General features: G+C 67.8%; 20 protein-coding genes. 6 read left to right on the top strand and 14 right to left on the bottom strand.

Annotated elements, in window-relative coordinates; all coding sequences use genetic code 11:
• Positions 1-5: 5 nt before the first annotated feature.
• The 4 genes from BEP68_RS05115 to BEP68_RS18355 are packed head-to-tail and all read right to left on the bottom strand — an operon-like array spanning position 6 to position 5,411.
• Complete coding sequence (locus BEP68_RS05115; RefSeq protein ID WP_187249416.1) at positions 6-896, bottom strand: glycosyltransferase; 891 nt, start codon at positions 894-896, stop codon at positions 6-8.
• The gene (locus BEP68_RS05110) at positions 893-2,833 is read right to left on the bottom strand and encodes a DUF6541 family protein (protein WP_187249415.1); all 1,941 of its coding nucleotides are present in this window, start codon (positions 2,831-2,833) and stop codon (positions 893-895) included. The genes BEP68_RS05115 and BEP68_RS05110 overlap by 4 nt, the downstream gene beginning before the upstream one ends.
• Complete coding sequence (locus tag BEP68_RS05105; RefSeq protein ID WP_187249414.1) at positions 2,830-3,732, bottom strand: glycosyltransferase family 2 protein; 903 nt, start codon at positions 3,730-3,732, stop codon at positions 2,830-2,832. The genes BEP68_RS05110 and BEP68_RS05105 overlap by 4 nt, the downstream gene beginning before the upstream one ends.
• Positions 3,726-5,411 carry a glycosyltransferase gene (locus tag BEP68_RS18355; protein WP_187249413.1) on the bottom strand — a complete coding sequence of 562 codons (1,686 nt, stop codon included), beginning with the start codon at positions 5,409-5,411 and terminating at the stop codon, positions 3,726-3,728. Before BEP68_RS18355 ends, BEP68_RS05105 begins: the two co-directional genes overlap by 7 nt.
• Before the next feature lie 144 nt (positions 5,412-5,555).
• Between BEP68_RS18355 and BEP68_RS05095 the strand changes: the two genes are divergently transcribed.
• Both BEP68_RS05095 and BEP68_RS05090 read left to right on the top strand, forming a co-directional pair.
• Positions 5,556-6,476: an ABC transporter permease gene (locus tag BEP68_RS05095; protein ID WP_082297772.1), complete on the top strand. Its 921-nt coding sequence runs from the start codon at positions 5,556-5,558 to the stop codon at positions 6,474-6,476.
• Positions 6,460-7,203, top strand: a complete 744-nt coding sequence (locus tag BEP68_RS05090; protein ID WP_053095621.1) for an ABC transporter ATP-binding protein — start codon at positions 6,460-6,462, stop codon at positions 7,201-7,203. Before BEP68_RS05095 ends, BEP68_RS05090 begins: the two co-directional genes overlap by 17 nt.
• Before the next feature lie 49 nt (positions 7,204-7,252).
• On the opposite strand, the gene BEP68_RS05085 is transcribed toward BEP68_RS05090, so the two are convergent.
• On the bottom strand, positions 7,253-8,326 hold the full coding sequence (locus BEP68_RS05085; protein WP_187249412.1) for a glycosyltransferase: 1,074 nt from the start codon (positions 8,324-8,326) through the stop codon (positions 7,253-7,255).
• A gap of 109 nt (positions 8,327-8,435) precedes the next feature.
• Here BEP68_RS05085 and BEP68_RS05080 point away from each other — a divergent pair, with 109 nt between their 5' ends.
• Together BEP68_RS05080 and BEP68_RS05075 are read left to right on the top strand one after the other, a co-directional pair.
• Complete coding sequence (locus tag BEP68_RS05080; RefSeq protein ID WP_187249411.1) at positions 8,436-10,196, top strand: DUF4012 domain-containing protein; 1,761 nt, start codon at positions 8,436-8,438, stop codon at positions 10,194-10,196.
• A gap of 143 nt (positions 10,197-10,339) precedes the next feature.
• Complete coding sequence (locus BEP68_RS05075; RefSeq protein ID WP_072591030.1) at positions 10,340-10,921, top strand: hypothetical protein; 582 nt, start codon at positions 10,340-10,342, stop codon at positions 10,919-10,921.
• A 189-nt stretch (positions 10,922-11,110) separates the two neighbouring features.
• On the opposite strand, the gene BEP68_RS05070 is transcribed toward BEP68_RS05075, so the two are convergent.
• From BEP68_RS05070 to BEP68_RS05045, 6 genes are all read right to left on the bottom strand, one after another.
• Positions 11,111-12,481, bottom strand: a complete 1,371-nt coding sequence (locus BEP68_RS05070) for an LCP family protein (protein ID WP_222839157.1) — start codon at positions 12,479-12,481, stop codon at positions 11,111-11,113.
• Positions 12,482-12,561: 80 nt separating this feature from the next.
• Positions 12,562-13,029, bottom strand: coding sequence for a 5-(carboxyamino)imidazole ribonucleotide mutase (gene purE / locus BEP68_RS05065; protein WP_053099056.1), 468 nt, complete (start codon positions 13,027-13,029; stop codon positions 12,562-12,564).
• Between the two features lie 109 nt (positions 13,030-13,138).
• Positions 13,139-14,263 carry a 5-(carboxyamino)imidazole ribonucleotide synthase gene (locus BEP68_RS05060; RefSeq protein WP_187249410.1) on the bottom strand — a complete coding sequence of 375 codons (1,125 nt, stop codon included), beginning with the start codon at positions 14,261-14,263 and terminating at the stop codon, positions 13,139-13,141.
• Between the two features lie 82 nt (positions 14,264-14,345).
• A complete protein-coding gene (locus BEP68_RS05055; protein ID WP_056278146.1) occupies positions 14,346-14,900 on the bottom strand; it encodes a PH domain-containing protein in 555 nt (184 codons plus the stop codon).
• Positions 14,901-14,957: 57 nt separating this feature from the next.
• Complete coding sequence (locus tag BEP68_RS05050; RefSeq protein WP_315985271.1) at positions 14,958-15,722, bottom strand: biotin--[acetyl-CoA-carboxylase] ligase; 765 nt, start codon at positions 15,720-15,722, stop codon at positions 14,958-14,960.
• A 1-nt stretch (position 15,723) separates the two neighbouring features.
• Positions 15,724-17,007, bottom strand: coding sequence for a CDP-glycerol glycerophosphotransferase family protein (locus BEP68_RS05045; RefSeq protein WP_072591026.1), 1,284 nt, complete (start codon positions 17,005-17,007; stop codon positions 15,724-15,726).
• A 153-nt stretch (positions 17,008-17,160) separates the two neighbouring features.
• Between BEP68_RS05045 and BEP68_RS05040 the strand changes: the two genes are divergently transcribed.
• Entirely contained in the window at positions 17,161-18,186 is a 1,026-nt protein-coding gene (locus BEP68_RS05040; RefSeq protein ID WP_187249597.1) for a glycosyltransferase family 2 protein, read from the top strand.
• 21 nt (positions 18,187-18,207) lie between these two features.
• Here BEP68_RS05040 and BEP68_RS05035 read toward each other — a convergent pair whose 3' ends face one another.
• The 3 genes from BEP68_RS05035 to BEP68_RS05025 are packed head-to-tail and all read right to left on the bottom strand — an operon-like array spanning position 18,208 to position 22,540.
• Positions 18,208-19,644 carry a CDP-glycerol glycerophosphotransferase family protein gene (locus BEP68_RS05035; RefSeq protein ID WP_187249408.1) on the bottom strand — a complete coding sequence of 479 codons (1,437 nt, stop codon included), beginning with the start codon at positions 19,642-19,644 and terminating at the stop codon, positions 18,208-18,210.
• Positions 19,641-20,894 carry a CDP-glycerol glycerophosphotransferase family protein gene (locus BEP68_RS05030; protein WP_187249407.1) on the bottom strand — a complete coding sequence of 418 codons (1,254 nt, stop codon included), beginning with the start codon at positions 20,892-20,894 and terminating at the stop codon, positions 19,641-19,643. The genes BEP68_RS05035 and BEP68_RS05030 overlap by 4 nt, the downstream gene beginning before the upstream one ends.
• Before the next feature lie 53 nt (positions 20,895-20,947).
• Complete coding sequence (locus BEP68_RS05025) at positions 20,948-22,540, bottom strand: S1C family serine protease (RefSeq protein ID WP_072591023.1); 1,593 nt, start codon at positions 22,538-22,540, stop codon at positions 20,948-20,950.
• Positions 22,541-22,640: 100 nt separating this feature from the next.
• Between BEP68_RS05025 and BEP68_RS05020 the strand changes: the two genes are divergently transcribed.
• Positions 22,641-23,840 carry an aminotransferase class I/II-fold pyridoxal phosphate-dependent enzyme gene (locus tag BEP68_RS05020; RefSeq protein ID WP_187249406.1) on the top strand — a complete coding sequence of 400 codons (1,200 nt, stop codon included), beginning with the start codon at positions 22,641-22,643 and terminating at the stop codon, positions 23,838-23,840.
• Position 23,841 lies beyond the last annotated feature (1 nt).

Genomic DNA, 23,841 nt, shown 5'->3' with positions numbered 1-23,841 from the left:
GACCCTCAGCGGGGATCCGCGACGTGCGCCAGGGCCGACCGCACACCCCGCGCCGTGCCATGCCTCAGGACGAGGGGCAACGCGGCGATCCCGTGCAGACGGGACATGAGACGTACTCTCGCGGTCCGCGCTGTGCGACTCCATCCCCGCGCAGCGGCCGATCGACGCGCGATGCGGTAGTACCGACGCTCGTCGAGGAAACGACTGCCGTCGAGCAGCGTCTTCTGAGACGCGCTCGCCAGATGACGCCGATAGGAGAACGCGAGCGGCGGCGTATACGCCAGCGTGCCCCCGTCGAACGCGATGTCCATGAGGAGAGCGAGATCCTGGATGACGGCGAGGTCATCCGTGAAGTCGATCCTGCGCAGCGTCTCGACCCGCAGCGAGAGCGAGGGCCAATACAGCCAGTTGCCCCGGATCAGCGTCGTGGCCATGTCAGGGCCGTTGAACACGGTGATCCCCTGGCCCTTCGGGGTGAGCAGGCGCTGCTTGATCCGATCGACGAGGGGCAGCACGACCGCGCCGCGCTCATCGATGACCTGGACTCCCGGCTGGATCACATCCGCGTGGGACACGGCACGCGCCGCGGCGCGGACGACCGCCACGTAGTTCGGGTGCAGGAGGTCGTCGCAGCCGAGGATCGTGACGAAGTCCCCGGACGCGCGGCGCACCGACTCCCGGAAGTTCTCGGTGATCCCGACGTTGTGCTCGTTCCGGGTGTAGATGATCCGCTCGTCCGACTCCTCGTCGAAGTGCGCCGCGACAGAGTCATCGGGATAACAGTCGTCGATGACTGTCAGCCGCCAGTCCGGGTCCGTCTGGGCGCGCACCGATTCGACGGTCTCGTAGAGCTGTTCGGGGTCTCCCCAGAAAGGCACGAAGATCTCGTACGTCATGACCCGAGTCCGCACGAGACGATCTTGTAGAGCTTCGCATCTCCGCGCTGCTCGACGAGCTCGACGTAAGGCGAGCTCTCGAGGTCGTCGAGTCCCGAGTAGTCGCCGTCGTTCTCCTGGAAGTCGCCGTCGGCGCTGAAGTCGAGGACGTACGCGACACCGGTGTCCTCGAGGGCGTCGCACACCTGCGGAGAGTCGCCGTCTGTGTTCAGCTTCGTGTTGATCGCCTCGGCGTCGTCGGTGAGATCCATCAGGAGATGCGGCATGAGGACGCGTCGTCCGCTCACGCCATAGGCGAAGGACGCTCCGGTCCACGGGTCTCCCGCGATGACGGCATCCTCAGGAACGAGCTCGTCGAGATCCTCCATGAGATCGAGCTCGTCTGGAGACAGGATCGGCCCACCCGGTCGCAGCTCGTAGGTGAACTCGATATCTGCTGCGGCCTGCCGGATCGCGGCGTTCTGGGTGACTCCGACGAGTGCGATCACGACGACGGCGATCAGGACGATCGGCAGACGCTCGGAGAAGCGCCGCACCGGCGCGAGCAGGCGCTGGCGAAGAAGCCATGTGACCAGCACGATGCCGCCGAGCGCAGCGAGCGGGAGGACTCCGATCGCCCAGAACGCGGCGATACGAGGCGGGTTGTTGTACCACGGGGCCGTGAACCAGAATCGGAGCGTCTCATACGGTGACGCCGACACGATGATGTAGAGCACGGCGGAGATGACCGCCATCGCCAGGACCGACCACCGCGCATAGGTGCCTCGGCGGATCACGCTGTACGCGCCGATGATCATCAGGGCGGTGATCCCGAGCGAACTCGGGTAGCCGTACACGCTCGCCGCGACGACCTCTCCGATGGAGTCGGGCACGGTGTTGATGATGGGCCAGTAGATCTGGCTTCCGGGGGGACGCACGACCTGCAGGAGGACCACGCCGACGGCGGCGTAGGCGACGAGCAGGCCCATCGCGATCACCCGCGGGCGTCCGGGAGCCCTCATCTGATGCAGAAGCCTGGCGAGGACGAAGGGCACCGTGAGAGCGACGACCGCCATGAGAGCCCCGGGGTGCGCGACACCCAGGCCCGGCACGACGAGCACCAACAGCAGGGCCCAGTCCTGGCGACGTGACACTCGCCCGGGCCTGAGAAGCCACCAGGCGACGACGATCGCGGCCGGAGCCACGGCCAGGCCGAGGAACAGCGGATAGAGCACCCCGTAGTGCAGGAGCAGGAAGGGGAACGCGGGGAAGGCGGCAGCCAGAGCGCCCGCGATCACCGTCATGATCTGGTTTCGTCCCAGGAGCTCGCGCACGAGGAACACCGCGCCGATCGGCCAGACGACCGCCGCGACGACGATGATCATCGCATTGGTGGCGAGGGGCACGGATGCTCCGCTCAGGGCGACGACGATGGAGACGAGCGCGTGCCATCCGGACGGGTAGAAGGGGACGCCGGCCGGCGACGTCATGCTTCCCAGCCACAGCGGCGATGCGTTCCCGGTGTCCAGGACGTACTGCACAGCGTTCAGATGGAAGAAGTTGTCGTAACGCTGTGAGAAGAACTCTGGTTCGTGCATGCTCCGCACGAGCACGAACGCGATCAGCGCAGCGGGCACTGCGATGGAGACGATGATCGCGACCAGCTGCCTCGCGCTCACGTGCGTGCGTGGTCGCGCCGGGACTCCGACGTGCTTGGACCAGAAGAAGGCGGCGAGCGACGCCACTGCGGTGAGTACGAGGACGGGCAGGATGCTCCATCGGATTCCCACGAAAGGCGCTGCGATGGCGGCGACCGCGACGAGGGAGACGCTCAGCGCCGGTGCCAGCGCGAGGAGTCTCATTCCGCGCAGGCGGAGGAGGAAGCCGAGCAGGAGTCCCGGGAGGAAGAGAAGAGCTCCGGTGACGATCAGTGCGGGCAGGATCGAGACCCAGCTCACGCCGCCTCACCCTCCGGGTAGCGGACCTTCGGATTGAAGGTGATGCCCTTCAGCCACTTGCCGAGCAGCTTCGCGCGCAGATCCAGCGGGACGCGACCGCGGTGCAGGCTCACGAAGAGCCGTGCGCCGAACTCGATGAAGTACAGGAATCCGCGATGGTGCAGCTGCCAGGAGGCCTCGTTGCGCACGCCGTACGAGAACTTCCAGAGGCTCTTGCGGTCGACCATCGCGAAGTTCACTCCGCGGTTGTCGCCCATGTCGTGGACCACGACGCTGTCGAGCACCTGCACGCCGGGGCAACGAGCGGTGAGGCGAAGGGTGTACTCGCGGTCGTCGAACCAGATGAAGTACTCGGAGTAGGGAAGCCCGTACTCCGCGATCGCCCAGCGTGGAATGAGCACGGAGACGAACGAGCACGCTGTGACCATGACATTGTTCTGGCCTTTGACGAGCAGACGACCCCAGTCCCACGTCGTCACGGGGTTGTTCATCTCGCAGATGCTGCCGTCGGTGAACTCGACGACGGAGCATGCGAAGGGGACGTCGCCGCCGAGTTCCTGGACGGCCCCGTCGAATCCGGCGATGAGGCTCTCGAGCGCTTCCGGCTTCGGATAGCAGTCATCGTCCATGATCCACACGTGGTCCGCGCCGGAGGCGTATCCGCGCAGCATCCCCTCGGAGAAGCCACCCGCTCCCCCGGAGTTGGTCGACATGGTCACGACTTCGAGGGGGACGGACGTCTCGAGGGATGCCAGGTACTCCGCCGTGCCGTCGGTCGAGGCGTTGTCGATGACGAACAGCGTCTCGACGGCGTGCGTCTGCGCCTCGATCGATGCGATCACCGTCTTCAGCTTCTCGAGCCGATTGAACGTGACGACCACTCCAGCGACACTCACCATGAGCCCACCTCTTCCTTGAACCATGAACTCGCGGACTGCTGGGACAGCAACTTCTTCTCCGCCTTGCGCTCCTTCCGCCACAGCGCTTCCCTCGACTCCTCGTCGTCGACGAGCGGGGCCACCGCCTCGGCGAGCCGACGAGCGGCGAGACGTGCGTGACGCGGAACCAGAGCGGATTCGGGGATGATGTCGCTCTGTGCCCCGACATCCGTCGAGATCACCGGCACGCCGTGTGCGATCGCCTCGAGCGTCGTGAGCGTGAGTCCCTCATTGTGCGACGCGACGACGAGCACATGCGCTTCATCGAGCGTCTCGGAGACAGGGGTGTCCGAGCTGCGTCGGACGATGTCCTCCCCCAGCCCCTCGGCACGGATGATGTCATCGACCCAGCTCGACAGCTCGCCGCCGCCGTGAAGGATGAAACGCAGCGAGTATCCCTGGCGCTTCAACCGCCTCGCCATGGTGATGTACACCTCGGGCGCCTTCTGCCGGGCCATCCGGCCGATGAACGCGACGGTGAACTGCTCACCCGCGGTCCGCGGACGGAACACGGCATCCTTCGGCTTCACGGTGAGTCCGCCGAGCGGTGCCATGACCACACGGTCAGCAGGGATGCGCTGCACATCGGTCATCCAGCGGGCGAGGCTCGGCGAGATGACGTGATGCGTCGTGATCGATCGGGACGCGATCGCACTGCTCAGCGGATACCCGCCGCCGGTGTACTCGACGATGTGAGTGCTGTCGATGATGGGGATACCGGGACGCGATGCGGCGATCCAGGCGACCCGGTCGTACAGCCACTGGTTGTGGTGGATGACGACACCGCGCACGTCGAAGGTGCGGAGCAGCGAGCGGAGCAGCGGTTCGACGCCGGCGGTCTGCGAGGTGACGGTGGGCTCGGAGAACGGGATGAGCAGCGCTCCGTCGAGCTCGGGCCGCGTGACCCATGGCTGGTGAGAGTCCCGATTGGTCAGCACGATGGGAAGGAAGCCGGCCTCGCGCACCAGACGCACCGTCTCGAACGCCCAGAGTTCGGCGCCACCGAGCTCGAACCAGTGGAGTCCGATGATCACGGCCTTCGGCGCCCCGTCGAGAACCGGGCCGGCCGGCACGATCACGTCGTCCTCGTGTGCGCCCCCCGGACGGAACTCCGCCTCGTAATCGCGAGGCTCGATGGCCGTCGTGAGCTTGCGGCGGAATCTGAGCAGCGAGAGGTCCCGGGCGTCGTCGTAGAGCAGCGGCGCGCGCGACTTGACGCTCCGTGCGATCCGGCCGACCAGGCCGGGACGCTGCGGGCGGTAAGGGTCCGAGTCGAGCACATCGTCGGATGACACGTGCAGATGCCTGGCGGGCGACGCCACGAGACGGGCCGAGGCCGCTTCCGCACGCTCGGGCTCACGCTCTTCGACGGAGACGGAGCTGACGATGTCGAAGCTCCCGATGCGGTGTCGGTTGTTCCTCGAGAGTCCGTCGAACGTGCTGTCGTCGGTCAGTCGAGGCGTCGTCTCCACCGAGCCGTCGTAGAGATGGATCCGCAGCTTTCGCTGAGGTGCCATGAGCGCGTGGAAGTTCAACGCGCCGACGAGAAGGCGGCGTTCGCGCTCCGACAGATCGGCGCCCGTCTGCGGGTCCTCGAAGCGGAAGAGTGCAGGCTGATCGAGAGCTTGAAGAGGTGTCACGGATACAGTTTGCTTTCGGATCGACGGACGCACGAGACCTCCGCGATCCTACCAGCGGCCCAGCCCCTGACCCTGGGTTGCGCCTGTGCCGCGCGTTCGGACGCATCCCCATCGATCTGCCAGGGACACCGCGCGGAGGATCGTATGATTGCTCTCGGTGCGCCCGAGACCGTCGGCGCCTCGGAAGGTGGAATCGCGGTGCAACAGGCTCGCACAGCCGACGACCAGAGAATGACGACTCCTGGCGCGAATCGAGGGCTCCTCGAGGTCTTCCGGCAACGGCATCTCCTCTCGCTCATCGTGCGCAAGGAAGTCCAGATCCGGTATCGGGGTTCCATCTTCGGCTGGCTGTGGTCGTACGTGAAGCCACTCGTGCAGTTCGTGGTGTTCTTCGTCGCGATCGGCGTGTTCCTCGGCCTGAACGACCGCGTCGACTACTTCCCGATCTATCTGCTCTCGGGCATCACCGTCGTCACCTTCTTCAACGAGGCGTTCTCCAACGGCACCCGGTCCCTGGTCGACAACGCGGCGCTCATCAAGAAGATCTACCTGCCTCGCGAGATGTTCCCGATCGCCAGCATGATGATCGCCGCCGTGAACACGGTGCCGCAGATCATCGTCGTGATCGCCATCTCGCTGTTCTTCGGGTGGGCGCCCACCTTCGCCTCGCTCGGCGCCATCCTTCTCGCACTCGTCATCATCGCCGTGCTCGCCAGTGGCCTCGGGCTCTTCTTCGGGTCGATCAACGTGACGTTCCGCGATGCGCAGAGCTTCGTCGAGATCATCGTGATGGTCGCGATCTGGGCCTCCCCCGTGATGTACGAGTGGACGCAGGTCGCCAATGTCGTACCCGACTGGCTCTTCGTCCTCTATCGACTGAACCCCATCACCGCCGCCGTGGAGCTCTTCCACTACGGCGTCTGGTTCCCGCTCGGGCCTGACGCGTCCCCGCTCCCCGACGTGTGGATGTACGGGCTCATCGCCCTCGTGACGTCTCTCATCGCGCTGGTCATCGGCCAGCTCGTCTTCCGCCGACTGGAGGGCCGCTTTGCCCAAGATCTCTGATGCGCAGCCACTTCCGCGGATCATCATCGACGACGTCCACAAGACGTTCAAGCTCCGGCACACGCATTCGATCAAGGAGACGGCTCTCGCCGCGATCCGTCGCAAGCCGCTGACGACCGACTTCCACGCCCTGGACGGCGTGTCGTTCGACATCCAGCAGGGCGAGTCCGTCGCTCTCCTCGGTTTCAACGGATCGGGCAAGTCGACGATGCTCAAGCTGATCTCGGGTGTTCTCGAGCCCGATGCCGGCACCGTGCTCACTCGCGGCCGCATCGCCGGCCTGATCGAGGTCGGCGCGGGGTTCCACCCCGATCTGTCCGGACGCGAGAACATCTTCCTCAACGCCGCGATCCTCGGCATGAGCAAGAAGGAGACCGAAGCTCGGTACGACGAGATCGTCGCGTTCAGCGAGATCGAGCAGTTCATCGACACCGAGGTGAAGCACTATTCGTCCGGCATGTTCCTCAGACTCGCGTTCTCCGTGGCGATCCACACCGAGATGGACGTCCTGCTGATCGACGAGATCCTCTCGGTCGGCGACGAGCCGTTCCAGAAGAAGTGCCTCGCTCGCGTGCGCGAACTGCACGCTGAGGGGAAGACGCTCGTCGTGGTCAGCCACGACCTCAACATGGTCTCGAACCTGTGCGACCGCGGCATCCTGCTTCAGAAGGGCAAAGTGCGCTTCGACGGACCGAGCGCGGAAGCCGTCGAGGTCATGCGCTCCTGAGAGCCCGCTGACGCTGTCGGCGAGCTCGACGACAGCGGTGATGGTTGTCTCAGAGATCCGCGTGGAGTCCCCACACACGCTCGGCCGCGCCGAGCCAGGAGAACGACCTCGATCGATCCGCGCCGAGCACGCTCAGACGCCGTGCGCCGTCTCCGACCGCATCGACGACGGCCTCGGCCATCTCGGTCGACGGCACGATCGCGCCCCCGTCAGCGATCACATCCTGATGGACTCCGCTGTCGACGGCGACCACCGGCACACCGAGGGTCATGGCCTCGACCGCACGCCATGGCCACGCAGCGCGTGGGCTGGTCGCGACCAGCGCCGACGCCCCGGCGAAGACGGCCGCCCGATCCTCCGTCGACAGAGCGCCACGGATGTGGGCCCGTGCTTCAGGCAGCCCTGCGGCCACTGCGACCTCGACGAGTCGCGGTTCTGCCCCCTCCGGAGCGTCGAGCACGACGGCATCCCTGTGGGATGCGACAGCTGCCCGGAAGCCGTGCTCGAGCGACTGCGCGGATCCGGTGAGCAGCACATACCCTTCCGTCAGGGACAGAGCGGCTCGTCGTTCTCGCGCGTCGAGGGGCATCACCAGAGCAGTTGGGGCGGCCCCAGGGATGACGCGAATCCGTCCGCTCAGCTTCGCGATCTCCGCCAGTCGCTCACCGACCGAGTGGGAGGGCACCACGACGGCATCCGCGTGCTTGACGGCTCGCTTCAGCATCGCCCGCTGCCAGGCGACCACGGACTTGGTAAGCGAATCCGGCTCGTCCCACGCCTGCAGATCCCACAGCGTGACTGTCGTCTGATCGAGGTCGTGCAGGCGGTCGTGACGCACCAGCGGAGCCATCAGGGTCGGCGAGTGGATGAGCCCCCCGCCCACCCCGGGGACGATGCCCAACTGCCAGGACGCCGCGAGCTCGCGCCGCGCGAGTGACAGTCTGCGCACGTCGACCAGACCCGGGATCTGCACGTCGACGCCCGACGGGACGATGGCCTCGACCTCGCACCCGGAGGGGGCGGTCGAGATGAGCGCAGCGGTGAGGTCCGACGCCGCTGAGGCGTGGTCCGCGTGCACGACATGCGTCAGCTGATCCAGAACAACACGCAGCCGAGCACCCATGCGACAACAGTAATCGCCCACCCGCCCCGAACCTGGGAGCAGCACCGGGTGCGCGGAGGATTGCGGGGCCGTCCGCCGCCGATATCTCGCTTCGTGCTTGAATGCAGGGGTGAGTGACGGACGTCTGCCTGTGCGTCGTCGATGGTTGCGGTGGACCATCGGCGTGATCGTGACCCTCGTCGTGCTCGCGATCGGCTGGGTCGGCATCCGCGGAATCGGTGCTGTGAACGATCTGCAGCAGGTCTCCGCGGCGTCGTCGAAGCTCAAGCAGGCGATCGGGCAGGGCGACCTCGACACGGCCGCGGCGCTCTCTGCGCGCATCGCTCACCACGCGGGGTCCGCGCACGACCTGACATCAGATCCGATCTGGTCAGGCTTCGGTCTGCTGCCCTGGCTCGGACCGAACTTCTCAGCGGTGAGCGACGTCGCCGAGATCGCCGACGACGTCGCGTCGGACGCGCTCGTTCCGGTGCTGGCCGCCGCTGAGGAACTCGATCTGGCGAGTCTGGGCCTCTCGGGCGGCGTCGTGGACCTCACGCCTTTCGCGCAGATCGAGCCCCCGTTGGCTGAGGCGAGTGCCACGCTGACTTCTGCGGAGACGCGAGCGCTCGACATCGACGCGGGCGCGACGATTCCTCCGCTCGCCGATGCCGTGCGAGAGATGCGATCGGCCGTCACGCAGGCTGCCACCGTCGTGGGAGCGCTGCATGGAGCGTCCGCGCTGCTGCCGAGCATGCTCGGCGGAGAGGGCCCCCGCAATTATGTGCTCGCGATGCAGAACAATGCGGAGCTGCGATCGTCCGGCGGAATCATCGGGGCGATCGCCCTGCTGCACGCCGAGAACGGCCGGATCACGCTCGTCCAGCAGGCCTCCACGCAGGACTTCCCGGCCCTCGACACGCCGATCCCGCTCAGCGAATCGACCGTGGCCCTCTTCGAGGACCGCCCCGGTCGATACCTGCAGAACCTGACGAGCATCCCCGACTTCACCGAGGCCGGGCCGGCGATCGCGACGCGCTGGCAGAACCGCTTCGGGCAATCTGTCGACGGCGTCATCGCGGTCGACGCGGTGATGACGGAAGACCTGATCGCAGCCACGGGTCCGCTCGCGTTCGGGCCGTTCACCGCCACGGAGGACACCGTCGTGAACCTGCTGCTCTCAGAGATCTACGCGAGCGTGCCCGACCCGTCCGCGCAGGACGAGGTCTTCTCGCAGGCCGCGGGAGCGCTTCTGTCCGCCGCGCTCACGGAAGCCGCCCCGAAGGATCTCGTCGCCGCTCTCGCGGAGTCTGCCGATGAGCGACGCATCCGCATTTGGAGCGCGCATGAGGATGAGGAGGCGATCCTGTCGGCGTCGACGCTCGGCGGGGCGCTGCCCGAGGACGGCCCCCAGACCCACGTCGGCGTGCTCTTCAACGACACGACCGGCGGGAAGATGGACTTCTACGCGGACGCGGCCATCACGACGTCGATCGGCACGTGCGACGGCAAACCGACCACGCAGGTGACGGTGACCTGGAAGAACGACGCGCCCGCGGACGCCGGGACGGCGCTGCCGCCATACGTGACCGCTAACGGGTTCTACGGAGTACCCGCCGGGTCGACCAGGACCCTGATCACCGTGTACGGCCCCGAGGGCGCGACCCCGTCTCATATCGATCGCGACGGAGAAGAGGTCAGTGTGCAGACCGCTCTGCTCGGCTCCCGCTCCGCCGTTCAGCACGAGGTGCTGCTGGCTCCGGGCGAATCGTCGACGATCACCGTCGAATATCAGGGAACCGGCGCCGGAGAACGACTGACGGTGGTCGACCACACGCCCATGGTCACCGCGCCTGACGTGTCCCGCGAACAACTGCGTTGCGCGTCGTGACTTTCCTGTTTCGATGATGTAGGGTCATTCTCACTGGGGAATATCTGGGTTCTGCAATTCTGTCGTGGGGACAGGAAGAGCTCACGCAGTCGGATGCAGGGGTGTATCCGAAGGCGATTCCGCGTGTATTTCTGGGGAGAATCATGCTGAAGAAACTGGCTGCCATCAGCCTTACCGCTGGCGTACTCGTGCTCATGGCACCTGCTGTCGCCTCCGCCTCGCCGGTCGTTCCGACCGAGTCCGACTCGTACGCCGGCACGCCGCGGGTGAGCGTCGATGATCCGATCATCGACATCTGCGAAGTGTCCACCGTCGTCTTCGGCGCAGGCTATTTCCTGCCGTCTGAGAACGTCGGAGTGTCGGTCTCGGGCCTCAACGCGGGCGACTCCGCTGTCTCGGGCAACACGGCCGCGGCGGACGGCAGCCTCGTCGTCACCTTCCGCCCGCCGTCCGACGGCGAGGGCTCCTACGCACTCGCCTTCGACGGGTCGCGGTCGTACACGGCGACGATCACCGTCTCGCACGGCCACGATTCAGCGGTGAGCTGCGACCACGATCCCGGTGTCGCGGCCGCGGGCACGGAGCTTCCGCTGACCGGCGGCGGGCTCGAGCTCGCCCTCACGGGCGGCAGCGTCTCGCCGTGGGTTCTCGGAGGTGGGGCAGCTGCTCTGGTGGCTGGTGGAGTTCTCGTCGCCACAGGCGTCACGCGCCGTAAGCGCGCCTAGGTCAGGTCCCCGCTTTCAGCGGGAACCGACTGGACGACGGTGATCCCTCCCCCTCCGATCACCGTCGTCTGGTGAATCCGGTCCTGAACCGGAGGCCCACGGCCGCCACCTTCACTCTCAGGTGGCGGCCGTGGGCTCACTCATGTGCACCGGCCGTTCGAGGGAGAACATCCCGATCGACGTCACCGATCACGGAGTCGGCGTCGGCGTCTCCGTCGGCGGGTGCAGCGTCTGCCGGACCAGCTCGTGGATGTACCCGTAGTCAGGGGTGTGCTCGTCCACCCCGTTGTCAGGAGTGAGCTCGATCGTGGCGACGGTCTGCTCCCGGGCCTTCGTCATCAGGTCGAAGAACTCGGGCAGCTTGTCCTGAGGCAGATCGGTGCTGATCAGCGCGGTACCCGCGGCGGCCACCTCGTTGAAGCGCGTGAGCACCGTCTGCGGGGTGAACTGCGCGAGGATCGCCTCCTGCAGTTCGCGCTGGCGCTTCATCCGATCCCAGTCGCTCGTCGTGTACCGCGATCGCGCATACCACTGCGCCGTGTCACCGTCCATGTGCTGCTCGCCGACCTCGATCCACCCGATCGCCCATGCGTCGACGTCATACGGGTCGGTGCCCTCGGGTGGGCCACCCTTGGGCAGCCGCTCCGTCACAGTGATGTCCACACCGCCGAGCGCGTCGACGAGCGCAGCGAAGCCGTGCATGTCGACGAAGACGTAGTACGGGATCTCGATGCCGAGAACGCCCTCCGCCGCATCCTTGGTCGCCTCGATGCCGGGATCGGAACCGTGCGATGCGGCGTCCGGGTACAGGCCCGTGCCGTTGTCGTCACGGCAGATCTCTGCGGCATTGCGCACGTGGTTCATCCAGCCGTTCCAGCCGCACGCGCTGGAGCTGTGGCCCTCGAAGCCGTTGGGATACAGAGCCTGCATCGGGCTTCCCTCGCTGAAGGGCGCATTGGGCAGCTCGCGCGGGATCCCGGTGATCGTCACGGCGCCGGTGGTCGCGTTCACCGAGACCACCGAGATGCTGTCGAACCTCATCGAGTCTCGGCCCTCGCCGCTGTCCGCTCCGAGCAGCAGGATGTTGTAATACCCCTCGCTCGGCGGCAGGCTGGGCCCGCTCTGTCCGAAGATCGTGCTGATCGTTCCCCGGGCTGTGCCGACGTACGACGCCGCGTATGCCGTTCCAGTTCCGACGAGACCGAGCAGAAGCAGGGCGACGAGTGGGATCGCGAACTTGGACGGGCCCGGGACCCTGACCAGTCGGACGAGCCGCAGCACATCGAAGGTGAGCACCACCCACAGCACGAGGTAGGCGATCAGCAGCACCTGAACGAGAGTCAGGATGACCGCGGAGAACCAGCCTCCGCCGACCGTGAGCCACAGCAGCACAGGACGAGCGAACAACGCCAGCCCTGCGCCCACGATCACGAGCAGCCATGCGGTCAGCGTCGCCCCGAGACCGAAGCGTCCGAGCCTGCGATTGCCGGCGAGAACCTGGGCAGAACCGGGCACCAGCAGGTTGAGCAGCACCAGCCACCACCCGCGTTTGGTCATCATCCCCGCATCGGCGGTGTTCGGATGCCGGATCGGGCGGCTCTCGATCAGTGGTCGCGCCGTACCTCGCGGCGGCGCAAGGGTCACAGGGACCCCTTCAGCCGATCGTTCTTCTCCTCGACCTGCGCTTCGAGGTCGAGCGCGTAGGCCTCGACACGATCAGCGAGGTCGTCGTCGGAGGTGCCGAGGATCCGCGCCGCGAGGATGCCCGCGTTGCGCGCTCCCGCTATCGACACCGTCGCGACCGGGATTCCGGCGGGCATCTGCACGATGGAGAGAAGCGAGTCCATCCCGTCGAGGTACGCGAGCGGAACGGGGACTCCGATGACCGGCAACGCGGTCATCGAGGCCAGCATCCCGGGAAGATGAGCGGCCCCGCCGGCACCTGCGATGATCACACGGATGCCGCGACCGCGCGCTTCCCGCGCGTACTGCATGAGCTTGTCGGGGGTGCGGTGCGCCGAGACGACCTCCACCTCGTGCGGGATAGCGAAGTCGCTCAGCGACTGAGAGGCGTCGCTCATCACGCGCCAGTCGGAGTCGGAACCCATGACGACGCCGACGAGGGGCGCGGTGGAGGAGTGCAGTGGCTCAGTCACCCACTCAGGCTACGGTCTGGTGCTGGGAGAAACCCCGAACGGCACACCCCTGACCGCACGCTCAGTCGAAGTGCGCCGCCGCGGCGCGCGCGACGTACACCGCGTCGTCGAGGTCGTCGCCCGTCACATTGACGTGCCCGACCTTGCGACCCGGTCGCGGGCTCTTTCCGTAGGTGTGGATCTTCGCCGACGGATGCTCGGCCATGGCTCCGGCGAAACGGTCGCCGAGCGTGCCGGTCTGCGGCCCTCCGAGGATGTTCACCATCACGGACCACGCCGCCTGAGGCGCGGTGTCGCCGAGGGGCAGGTCCGCGACAGCGCGCAGGTGCTGTTCGAACTGCCCGGTCACCGCGCCGTCCTGGCTCCAGTGGCCGCTGTTGTGCGGACGCATGGCGAGTTCGTTCACGAGGATGCGCTCATCGTCGGTCTCGAAGAGCTCGACCGCGAGCATCCCGGTGACCCCGAGTCCTTCCGCGATCGATCGACCGATCTCCTCGGCGACCCGGACGAGGCGCTCGGCCGCATGAGGCGCCGGCGCGATCACCTCTGCGCACACGCCCCCGCGCTGCACCGTCTCGACCACCGGGTAGGCGACGATCTGGCCGCCCGGACGACGAGCCACCTGCTGCGCGAGCTCGCGCACGAATCCGACCAGCTCCTCGACCAGCAGCGCCTCGCCGTCGGCGAGCCCGTCGAACCAGTCCTGAGCCTCGCCGGCCTCTCGGACCACGCGGACTCCCTTGCCGTCGTATCCGCCGCGGGGGGTCTTCACGACACCCTGCCCGTCGTGCTCGTCGAGGAATGCCTGCAGCTCGGAGGAGTCGCGCACCGGCGCCCAGTCCGGCTGAGGAACCCCGAGCTCTTCGAGCCTCGCCCTCATCAGGAGCTTGTCCTGGGCGAACTGCAGGGCGTCCGGCCCCGGGTGCACGGCGACCCCGTCGGCGACCAGTGCCCGCAGCACCTCCTGCGGCACGTGCTCGTGGTCGAAGGTGACGACGTCCACGTCGCGGACGAACGCGCGGACGACCTCGAGGTCGTGGTAGTCGCCGACCGCCGTCGCGGCGAGCTGCGCGGACATCCCCTCGTCCTCAGCGAGCACCCTCAGATCGAGTCCGAGTTCGACCGCCGGAGCGATCATCATCCGAGCCAGCTGGCCTCCACCGATCACACCAACGCGCAGCGCCATGGGCCGCCTCCATTTCGTCCTGACCATTCTCGCGCATCAGCGCGGGCGCCGTTCACGCGTCCCGCCCGACGCGGTACCGCGCTCAGAATCCGGCAGTGCCGTCGTGACCTGACTGCGCATCGCGGTGCGCCAGGATCTGGCTCACCTCGATCTGATCGGCCAGTGTCTCGTGCACGAGCGTCACGTTCGGGACATTGGGCAGACGCAACGGCGCATCGACCCCGTTCGAGAGGGTGATCGTTCCGACGCCCCACATCCGCTGGATCATGCCGCGGCGGACGCCGATCGTGTATCCCCGAGCGTGCGACATCTCCCGCCTGTTGCGGGCGCCGATACCGTGATTGACGATGACCCTCCGCGTGGTGAGAGTAACGGAGCGCGAGTACCAGATGACCCAGGGCACGACGACCAACAGGAGGACGATCGCTCCGGCTGCACTCAGCAGCATCCAGTTCTCGAACGGCGCCGGGAGGTTGTCGTAGAAGAAGGACGTCGCACCGAAGACGGCGATGAGCACGAGCGCCGACCAGAAGAGCCTCCGGGCGTGAGTGCGGAACCGGGCGATGAGCAGCTCTTCCGCGGGCGCACCCGGCGGTGGCATCGTCGGCCTTCCGCCGAGAGTCACGGGCTGAGTCACCCCTCCATTGTGCCCGCAACCGCTGACATCGCGGCTCGCGCGCCGGGCGTGTCAGACTCACGCCGGACGGACGTGCACCACATCTCCGGCAGAGATCGACGTGTCGGAGCCCTCCGCCTGCACGACGAGCCGACCGTCCACGTCGAGTCCGGTGGCTCTTCCGACGAGGACGGAATCGCCGGGAAGGGAGACCCTGACGTCGAGACCGATCGTGGCGCACCGCTCGGTCGCGGCGGCGTGGAGACCGCTCGAGACGGCGTCGCCCGCTCCCGCGAGCTCGGAGACCAGCTGATCGAGTGCGCGCAGGTAGGTGGCGAGAAGTCTGTCGGCGTCGGCCTCGACGCCCAAGACCGCGAAGGACGTCGCGGTCGGCACCGGAAGCTCCGACTCTGTCATCGCCGTGTTCACACCGGTTCCGACGACGACGGCATCCTGAGTCGCTTGCGCCAGGATTCCGCAGATCTTGCGACCGTCGACCAAGATGTCGTTCGGCCATTTGACCGCCACGTCGTGGTCGGGAAGCTGTTCGGCGATCGCATCCGCCATCGCCACTCCGGCCGCGAGCGGGATCCAGCCTCGCGAATCCGCCGCCGAGGGCAGCCTCCGCAGCAGCACGGAGACGGCGAGCGATGCGCCAGGTGCGGATGTCCAGGAGCGGCCGAGTCTGCCGCGCCCCGCCGTCTGGTTGTCGGTGAGGACAACGGACAGGTGCGGCGTCGACGGCGAATCGCGCGCTCGCTCGCTCAAGATGTCGTTCGTCGAGCCTGCTTCGGTCCGCACCTCGAGACGTGAGGCGACCGCGGCAGTGAGTGGAAGGTCCACGTCAGACCTCCTCTTCGTCGGCCTCTTCGTCGTCATCGTCCTCATCGGTGCGCACTGCCCCGATCTCGTTCGCCTGCCAACGATCCCACTTCTGCATGAGCTGCGCGATCGCGGCGTGGAACTTCTCCGTGGCCACTCCGGGGGTCGTGTCTCCGAAGTAGTGCTGCACCCACATGCGCAGCCTCGCGATGGCGACCTCGTCGGCACGCACGCGTTCCACCTCGGCGACGATGTCGCCCGCAGCGCCGGCGTCGAGCCATTCACAGTCCGACAGGTAGCCGTTGGTGTCGATCGATGCCCTCTCGTCGGCCGGCCGTGTGATCATCAGCGGCTTGCCTACTGCGAGGCGGTCGTAGACCATCGCCGAGATGTCGACGATCGCGACATCGGCGGCGGCCAGCTGCCATCCGAGCTCCGCGCCGTCGTCGTAGACGTGCTGTGCGGACGGATCCGCGGCGTTGGCGGCCGCGATGGCGGCGATGATGCGTCGGTGCGCGGCACCGTACGCGTCGTCGATCACGCCGCTTCGCGGGTGCGGGCGGTAGATCACGCGGTGCCTCTCCGAGGCGAGCAGCGTCGTGACGAGGGTCTCGCCGTGGGTGGCGATCGACCCGTAGTGCGCGCTCGGGCGGTCGCCCTCCCACGTCGGGGCGTAGAGCACCACGGTGCGCTCGTCCGGAACGTACGGCAGCGTGCCCGAGTAGTGGTCGGCCTGCGGCCGGCCGATCTCGATCGTCCGTCGATCGATGTCCCAGTCCCAGAGAGTCCGTGACAGGCGGTCACGGGCAGCCTGTCCTGCGACCAGGGCGTAGTCGTACGCCTTGTACTGATTGGTCGTCATGTACATCTTGTCCGACTCGCCGTGATTGATGAACACGTGCCAGCGCCTGCCGTAGCGGAACATCTGGAAGTTGCGGGTGTTCTGATTCACGTAGAGGACGACACGGATGTCCTGCGTGCTGAGAAAGCGTTCGAGATCACGGATCGTCGGGACGAAGGCGACGGGAGGACCGGCCTCGTCGAGCAGCTTGTCGGCGCCCGTCGCCGACCGGGACAGCACGACGACGGGCCAGTGCTTCGACAGCTCCACGAGAGGGCGATACCACTGCCGCATCTGGTACATGTTCACGTCGCCGTCGGCGAAGTACACCGCCACCTGGTAGTGCTCCGGCGGGTGCGGTTCGCGCTCGGCGAGGCGCCGCCGCACTCGCTGCACAGCCTTGCGCGAGGCGAGCGCCCGCTTCAGCAGACGGTAGGCCTTCTTCGCATCGGACACAGCACCCATCCCTCCAGGATACCGAGTGCGGCGGCTCGCCCCGCCTGACGCCTTCCGAGATCACCGGTGCCGGGAATCAGCGAACGCGCGAGAAGCGCATGCCATGATCGTCATGTGCCTGACAACGACATCGCCGCCCCGGAGAACGGAGTGTCTTTCGTCATGCCCGTGCTCAACGAGCGCGCCTATTTGGAGCACGCAGTCGCCTCCGTGCTCCAGCAGGAGCTCACTGTCCCCGCAGAGCTGGTGCTCGCGCTCGGGCCTTCCACCGACGGCACGACGGAGCTCGCCCAACGCCTGGCCGCCGGGGACGCGCGGATCCGGCTCGTCGACAACCCCGCAGCTCACATCCCGGTCGGGCTGAACGCCGCGATCCGGGCCAGCCGCTTCGCGACGATCGTCCGCGTCGACGCCCATTCCGAACTCGCTCCGGGCTATGCGGCCCTCGCCCTCGCGACTCTCGAACGCACGGGTGCCGCGAACGTCGGCGGTGTGATGCGCGCTGACGGGCGCACGCCGTTCCAGACCTCCGTCGCGCGCCTCTACAACTCCCCCGTCGGCCTCGGCGGCGGGGCCTATCACGGCGGCACCCACGAGGGCGAGGCCGAATCCGCCTACCTCGGCGTCATGCGTCGGTCGGTGCTCGACGAGGTCGGGCTCTTCGACGAGTCGATCCGCCGCGGAGAGGACTGGGAGCTCAACCTCCGCATCCGCCAGGCAGGACATCTCGTCTGGTTCGATCCCGATCTCTCGGTGACCTACTGGCCTCGCGAGAGCTGGCTGCGGCTCGCCCGTCAGTTCCGGGCCACGGGCGCGTGGCGCGGCGAACTCGTGCGACGATACGGACGCCGCAACGGCATCCGGTACTTCGCTCCCCCGGCGCTCGTCGTCCTCGTCTCGGCCGCTCTCCTCACCGGCGTCCTGCAGCTGACCGGCATCCTCTCCGGCGCTCTCTCGCTCGTCGTCGGGGCCGTGGTCTATCTGCCGCTGGTGGCGTATCTGCTGCTCGTGGTGGGCGTCGCCTGCCTCCCCGGCGGTGGCGGGCTGCGCCAGAGACTGTGGACACTGCTGGTTCTGCCCACCATGCACCTCTCCTGGGGCCTCGGCTTCATCGAGGGCGTGCTGCGCGGCGCTCGCGACACGGTCGACGCGTCCCGACTCGGCACCCGCAACACGCCACTCCCCTGACGCGCCGCACCGCCGACCGGCTCACCGGGTGACGTACCCCTGGTCCAGGATCCGCGCGACGACCCGCTCGGCGGAGCGACCGTCATCCCGCGGGTTGAACTGCGCCCGCCAGGCACGATATCGCTCGGCATAGACGTTCCCGTGCTCGCCGTCGGCGAGTGCCGCGACCAGTTCATCCTGCGTGCGGACCAGAGGGCCGGGGGCGCGGGTCTCGAGATCGAAGTAGAACCCACGGAGCTCTCCGCGATAGTGGTCGAGGTCGGGCACGAGGAAGAACATCGGCTTGCCCGTGACACTGAAATCGAACATCACCGAGGAGTAATCGGTGATCAGCGCGTCGGCGGCGAGCAGAAGCTGCGAGGTCTCGGGGTATCCGGTGACGTCGATCACGCGAGCGCCCGCTCGGTCCCGTCCCGTGTCGATCGTGCGCGAGTGGCCGCGCACGAGCACGACGGAGTCCGTCTGCCTGGCGAGCTCCTCCGCGTCGATGAAGTCGACCATTTCGGGCCGGTCGTCGCGCCAGGTGGGCGCATACAGCAGCACGCGCTCGCCGTCAGCGATGCCCAGGTCCGCGCGGATCGCTGCGGCATCCCCGGTGACCAGAGCGTCGTTCCGCGGATACCCCTCGACCCAGATGGGCCGTCCGAAGAATGCGTATGCCTTGCGGAGAATGCGCTCGGAGTAGGTGTTCTGTGCCAGAAGCACGTCCCAGCGTCGGGACTCCTTGATGACCGCCGCCATCCGTCGAGGAGCGAACCCCGGACGGTGCAGCGCCAGCCGCTTCAGGGGCGTGCCGTGCCAGGTCTGCAGCACCTTCTGGCCGGGCTTGCGGGCGAAGCGACGGCGCAGCCAGTCGTTGACCACGAGCAGGCGGGATGCCGCGCGGGCACGCCACCACTCCGGGCTGCCTTCGACCACCGCGATCGCCCCGTCGGGAACCGCCACCGACAGGTCGACCACACTCCAGTAGCGCGTGACGTCCGGCGCCTGCGCGTACAAGGCGCGATCGATCGCCTGCGGGTTACAGCCGACGGCACGTCCGTAGAAGCTCTCGAAGAAGACGGCGTTCTCGGTCGCCCCGGGATGCGCGAGGTAGCGGCCCTCGAGCGTCGCCTGCCCCTCGCTCGTCTCATAGGCGGGATCGATCGGGGCCGCGATGCGCACGGTCGTCCCGTCGACGGCGACGCGCACGCCGGTCAGCACCTCCGCTGCGACGAGGAGATCACCGAGCTCCACGTCTGCAATGTGCAGCTCGTAGTCCCCAGTCGGCAGGGGGAGCTCAGGGCCGCCCCACCGTGCCGCGCGCAGCGGGAACGTCGCCTTCCAGGTCTTGCCTCCGCCGGTGATGCGCGCGGCGACCCGGGCGCGCGGCCCGATCAGCTCGGCGGTGGTGGGGCGCTGGCCGGCGCCTGCGATGACCAGCGTCTCTGCCGCCTCATCGATCCGGGCCGTGGTCATGCTGCTCCCTTCGGCGCGGGGATCCCCCGCGCACGGATTGTCTCGTAGACGCGCCGGGTGTTGCCGCCGTCGCGGAAGGCGTGCATCTCCGCGCTGAGCGTACCCGAACGCTCGGCGCGTGCAGAGAAGAGGTCCTCGTCGTCCAGAAGTGCAGACAGCTGCGGCAAGAGCGAGTCCCAGCCGGTCGCGGCGTCGTCGCCGGCGACGTCCTGGAACCGACCGTAGAAGCCTCTCGTCCGCGCGTAGTCCTCGGCGTCGGGAGCGAGGAACAGCACCGGCATTCTCAAGAGTCCCACGTCGTACGCCATCGAGGAGTAGTCCGTGATGAGCACATCGATCGCCGGCAGCACCGGCGTGACGTCGGTCAGCAGGCCGGAGCCGAGCATCCGCACCCTTCTGCTGGGCAGCGGAGGCGCATACCCGCCCTCTCCGAGCGGGTGGGAGCGAACGAGCAGCACGGCATCCCGCTGCTCGAGCATCTGGATGATCCGCACCCACTGAGTCGCCGACGGGACTGCCGGATCATCGGCTCCGTCGCGCCAGGTCGGGGCGTAGAGGATCGTCCGAGATGCGGTCGGCAATTCGCCGACGACGCGCGCCAGCGCATCGGACGCGACGGCCCGACGCTCGGTCGGGTCGCCTGCGGACAGCACGTCGACGCGCGGCTCGCCCGTGACGACGACGCGGCCGTCGCCGAGCGCGAAGGCCGACTCGAGCCGACCCCTCGACCGGTGGGATGCGGCCGGGAAGACTCGGATCCGCTGAGCGGCTCGGCGGTACAGGAAGCCGACGAGACGACGCAGCAGCGGCGCACCGGGGACGTCCGGGACCTGCGTGGTCGCGGGTGAGTCCAATCCGATCCGCTTGAGGGGGATGCCGTGCCAGAGCTGCACGACGAAGGCACCGGACACCGCATACCGGTTGACGTCGCCGAGGCCGTGCGTGACGACGACGACGCGGGCACGCGCCGTCGCCCACCACCCTCGTAGGCTGCCCTTGCGCATCGTGCGGAGGCCGAGCGCCGCGGCATCGCGGTCTTCCCGATCGGAGGACGTGAGCCACACGGTGTCGTGCCCCTCAACTGCGGCGACACGGTGCAGGGCGAGAGCCCCATCCCCGACGCCTGCACCGCACCCGAACACCCATCGGGCGCCTCGCGGAATCACGAGGGTGCCGGCGCGTCCGGCGAGATAGAGCGGTATCCGAAGCAGCTTGGCCGCATTGCCGGAGCCGAAAGAGAAGGACGCCACCCCGCGAGCCTATCGCGGGGTGGCGTCCTTCTCGGTGAGCACGGTTGCCGGAGTCAGCCGGCGAGGTCGCCCAGGGTCACATCGGCCTCGTATTCCTTGCCGCCACGGATGTACGTGACCTTCGCGTCGCTGCCCCCGGCTGCCGCCCGCACCTGCGCCGTGAGGTCGCTGGCGCTCGTGATGGGCACGCCGTTGAACGCGGTCACGATGTCATCGGCCTTCAGCCCGCCGGCCGCGGCGGCGCCGCCACCGGTGACATCCGCGATGTAGGCACCCGACACGTCGGCATCCTTGACGCTGGCCGCATCCTGCACCGACGCCCCGAGCAGGCCATGGGTGGCTGCGCCGTCGGCGATGATCTCCTCCGACACCCGCTGAGCGATGTTCGCGGGGATGGCGAAGCCGATCCCGATGGATCCCGACTCCTCCGAGCTCCCGGAGCTCGCGATCGCGACGTTGATGCCGATGAGCTCGCCCTTGCTGTTCACGAGCGCGCCGCCGGAGTTGCCGTGGTTGATGGCGGCATCCGTCTGGATCACGGCGATCGAGATCGACTCCGACGTCTGCTGCGAGGTGTTGCCGGGCAGATCGAACTGGAACGGGCCCTCGCCCTCCTCAGGCGTCTGCTGCTCGTTCTGCGGAGCATCTTCCGAGGACGAGTCCGGAAGCGCCGACGACGCGATCTGGATGCTGCGGTTCAGAGCACTGACGATTCCGGTCGTGACCGAGTTCGACAGGCCGAGCGGCGCGCCCAGAGCCACCGCGGTGTCCCCCACGTTGAGCTTGGAGGAGTCTGCGAAGTCGATCGGGGTGAGATCTGTCGCGTCCTCGAGCTTGATGACGGCGAGGTCGTAGATCGGGTCGGTCCCCACGACGGTCGCCGAGAAGATGCGGCCGTCCGACGTGGTGACGCGGATCGTGGGATCGGCGACTGCGCCGCCGAGCGTCACCACGTGAGTGTTCGTGAGCACGTAGCCGTCGTCGCTGATGATGACGCCCGATCCGCTGCCGCCCTGATCGGAGCCGGCCACCTCGATGGTGACGACCGACGGGAGCGCCGCGGTCGCGACGGCCGTCGTCTCGTTGACGGAGCCGGGGTTGTTGACGGTGATGGTCTCGGGACCCTGGGCGACGCCCGTCGAACTCTGGTCGGAGATCCCGTTGAGGATCGCTCCGCCGCCGAAGCCCGCGACACCGCCGACGAGCGCAGCCGCCACGACGATCGCGGCGAACTTCACTCCGGCGCGCGGCTTCTGCTCTTTGACCTTGACGGAGCCGTCGACCGGCTGCCCGGGCTGCGCTCCGGTGTGCAGACCGAACGCCGCACCGGGAGAGGCCGCGGCCGGTCCGCCGACCGGTCCCGATGCGTGGCCAGGGTGGTGTCCCGGCGCTCCGAGGTACTGCTGCGGGACGGTCTGGGCGTCCGGCGCCACCGGGGCGGCCGGCGCCTCGAATGCCGGCGCGGGTGACGATGTGAACGTCGCGGGAACGTGGTGTCCCTGATATGGCCCCGGGGCGGCGACGATGCCGGGGGTCTGAGCGGCGGCATCCGTCGTCGAACGGTCGACGACCTCTGCTGCCTCGGTGGACGGCGCTGCGTCATTCGACGCAGGTGCCGTGTGGTCCTGGGTGCTGTCTTCGTTCATGGTGTGTGCTCCTTCAACAACGCCCTCTCAGAGTGACGCCTGTATCTGTGCGTTTCGTATGGCGAAGATGAGTTTCACCTATGGCCTTAGCCTGTTCTTCATGAGTGTCATCCCCGGCGCATGGCGGCGCACGGCAGCGGGAGCCGGTCTGCTCGCACCAGACGGAACCGTCGCGCCCACCATCTTCGCAGAGATGTCCGCTGCTGCGGCCCGAACCGGTGCGATCAATCTCGGCCAGGGCTTCCCCGACGAGGACGGTCCTGCAGAGGTGCTCGACGCTGCCAGGGACGCGATCTCCCGCGGGGTGAACCAGTACCCGCCCGGAAGAGGGAACCCCGACCTGCTCGCCGCGATCAGCGAACACCAGCGGCGCTTCTACGGGCTCGAGGTCGACCCCTCCACAGAGGTGATCGTGACGGCCGGTGCCACCGAGGCGCTGACCGCGACGCTGCTCGCCCTCATCGAGGGTCCTGACGACGAGGTCGTCGTCTTCGAGCCGTACTACGACTCCTACGCGGCGGCGGTCGCTCTCGCCGGCGCGCGACTGCGCACGGTGCCGTTGCGCGCTCCGGACTTCCAGCCCGATCTCGAGCAGCTGGCGGACGTGGTGTCCGACCGCACGCGCATCATCCTGGTCAATGACCCCCACAACCCCACCGGAGCCGTCTTCGGTCGCGAGGTGCTCTCGGAGGTCGTCCGTCTCGCCGATCTGCACGATGCGATCATCGTCACCGATGAGGTCTACGAGCATCTCGCGTTCGAGATCCCGCACACCCCCGTCGCCACCCTGCCGGGTGCCGCCGAGCGCACGCTCACGATCTCGTCGGCGGGCAAGACGTTCTCCGCGACCGGCTGGAAGATCGGCTGGGTGCACGGCCCCGCCGATCTCATCACCGCTGTGCTGACCGTGAAGCAGTATCTGACATACGTGAACGGCTCGCCGTTCCAGCCGGCGATCGCCGTGGGTCTGCGCCTCGGAGATGCGTTCTTCGCGGATGCCGCGTCGACGCTGGCGCGCAAGCACGAGATACTCGGCGCCGGCCTGCGCGCGGCCGGGTTCACCGTGCATCCGCCCCAGGGCGGCTATTTCACGGTGGCCGACGCGTCAGCGATCGGCGGAGCGGATGCCGCGGAGTTCTGCCGCGCACTTCCCGAACGCGCAGGAGTGGTGGCGATCCCGCTGACCGCCTTCGTGTCGCAGTCGCGCCGACGCGAGTACGCCGGGCTCGTCCGCTTCGCGGCGTGCAAACGCGTCGAGATCCTGGAGGACGCGGCGACGAGGCTCGCGACGAGCTTCTGAA

The sequence above is a fragment of the Microbacterium sp. 4-7 genome (assembly GCF_014332665.1).
GTDB lineage: Bacteria > Actinomycetota > Actinomycetes > Actinomycetales > Microbacteriaceae > Microbacterium.
This window is presented reverse-complemented; position numbering and strand designations above follow the sequence as displayed.

Coding starts and splice junctions, on each gene's coding strand:
- BEP68_RS05115 (WP_187249416.1), bottom strand. CDS start 896: ATGACGTACGAGATCTTCGTGCCTTTCTGGGGAGACCCCGAACAGCTC.
- BEP68_RS05105 (WP_187249414.1), bottom strand. CDS start 3,732: ATGGTGAGTGTCGCTGGAGTGGTCGTCACGTTCAATCGGCTCGAGAAG.
- BEP68_RS05095 (WP_082297772.1), top strand. CDS start 5,556: ATGATTGCTCTCGGTGCGCCCGAGACCGTCGGCGCCTCGGAAGGTGGA.
- BEP68_RS05085 (WP_187249412.1), bottom strand. CDS start 8,326: ATGGGTGCTCGGCTGCGTGTTGTTCTGGATCAGCTGACGCATGTCGTG.
- BEP68_RS05075 (WP_072591030.1), top strand. CDS start 10,340: ATGCTGAAGAAACTGGCTGCCATCAGCCTTACCGCTGGCGTACTCGTG.
- BEP68_RS05070 (WP_222839157.1), bottom strand. CDS start 12,481: ATGATGACCAAACGCGGGTGGTGGCTGGTGCTGCTCAACCTGCTGGTG.
- purE (WP_053099056.1), bottom strand. CDS start 13,029: ATGGGTTCCGACTCCGACTGGCGCGTGATGAGCGACGCCTCTCAGTCG.
- BEP68_RS05060 (WP_187249410.1), bottom strand. CDS start 14,263: ATGGCGCTGCGCGTTGGTGTGATCGGTGGAGGCCAGCTGGCTCGGATG.
- BEP68_RS05045 (WP_072591026.1), bottom strand. CDS start 17,007: ATGGGTGCTGTGTCCGATGCGAAGAAGGCCTACCGTCTGCTGAAGCGG.
- BEP68_RS05040 (WP_187249597.1), top strand. CDS start 17,161: ATGCCCGTGCTCAACGAGCGCGCCTATTTGGAGCACGCAGTCGCCTCC.
- BEP68_RS05035 (WP_187249408.1), bottom strand. CDS start 19,644: ATGACCACGGCCCGGATCGATGAGGCGGCAGAGACGCTGGTCATCGCA.
- BEP68_RS05025 (WP_072591023.1), bottom strand. CDS start 22,540: ATGAACGAAGACAGCACCCAGGACCACACGGCACCTGCGTCGAATGAC.
- BEP68_RS05020 (WP_187249406.1), top strand. CDS start 22,641: ATGAGTGTCATCCCCGGCGCATGGCGGCGCACGGCAGCGGGAGCCGGT.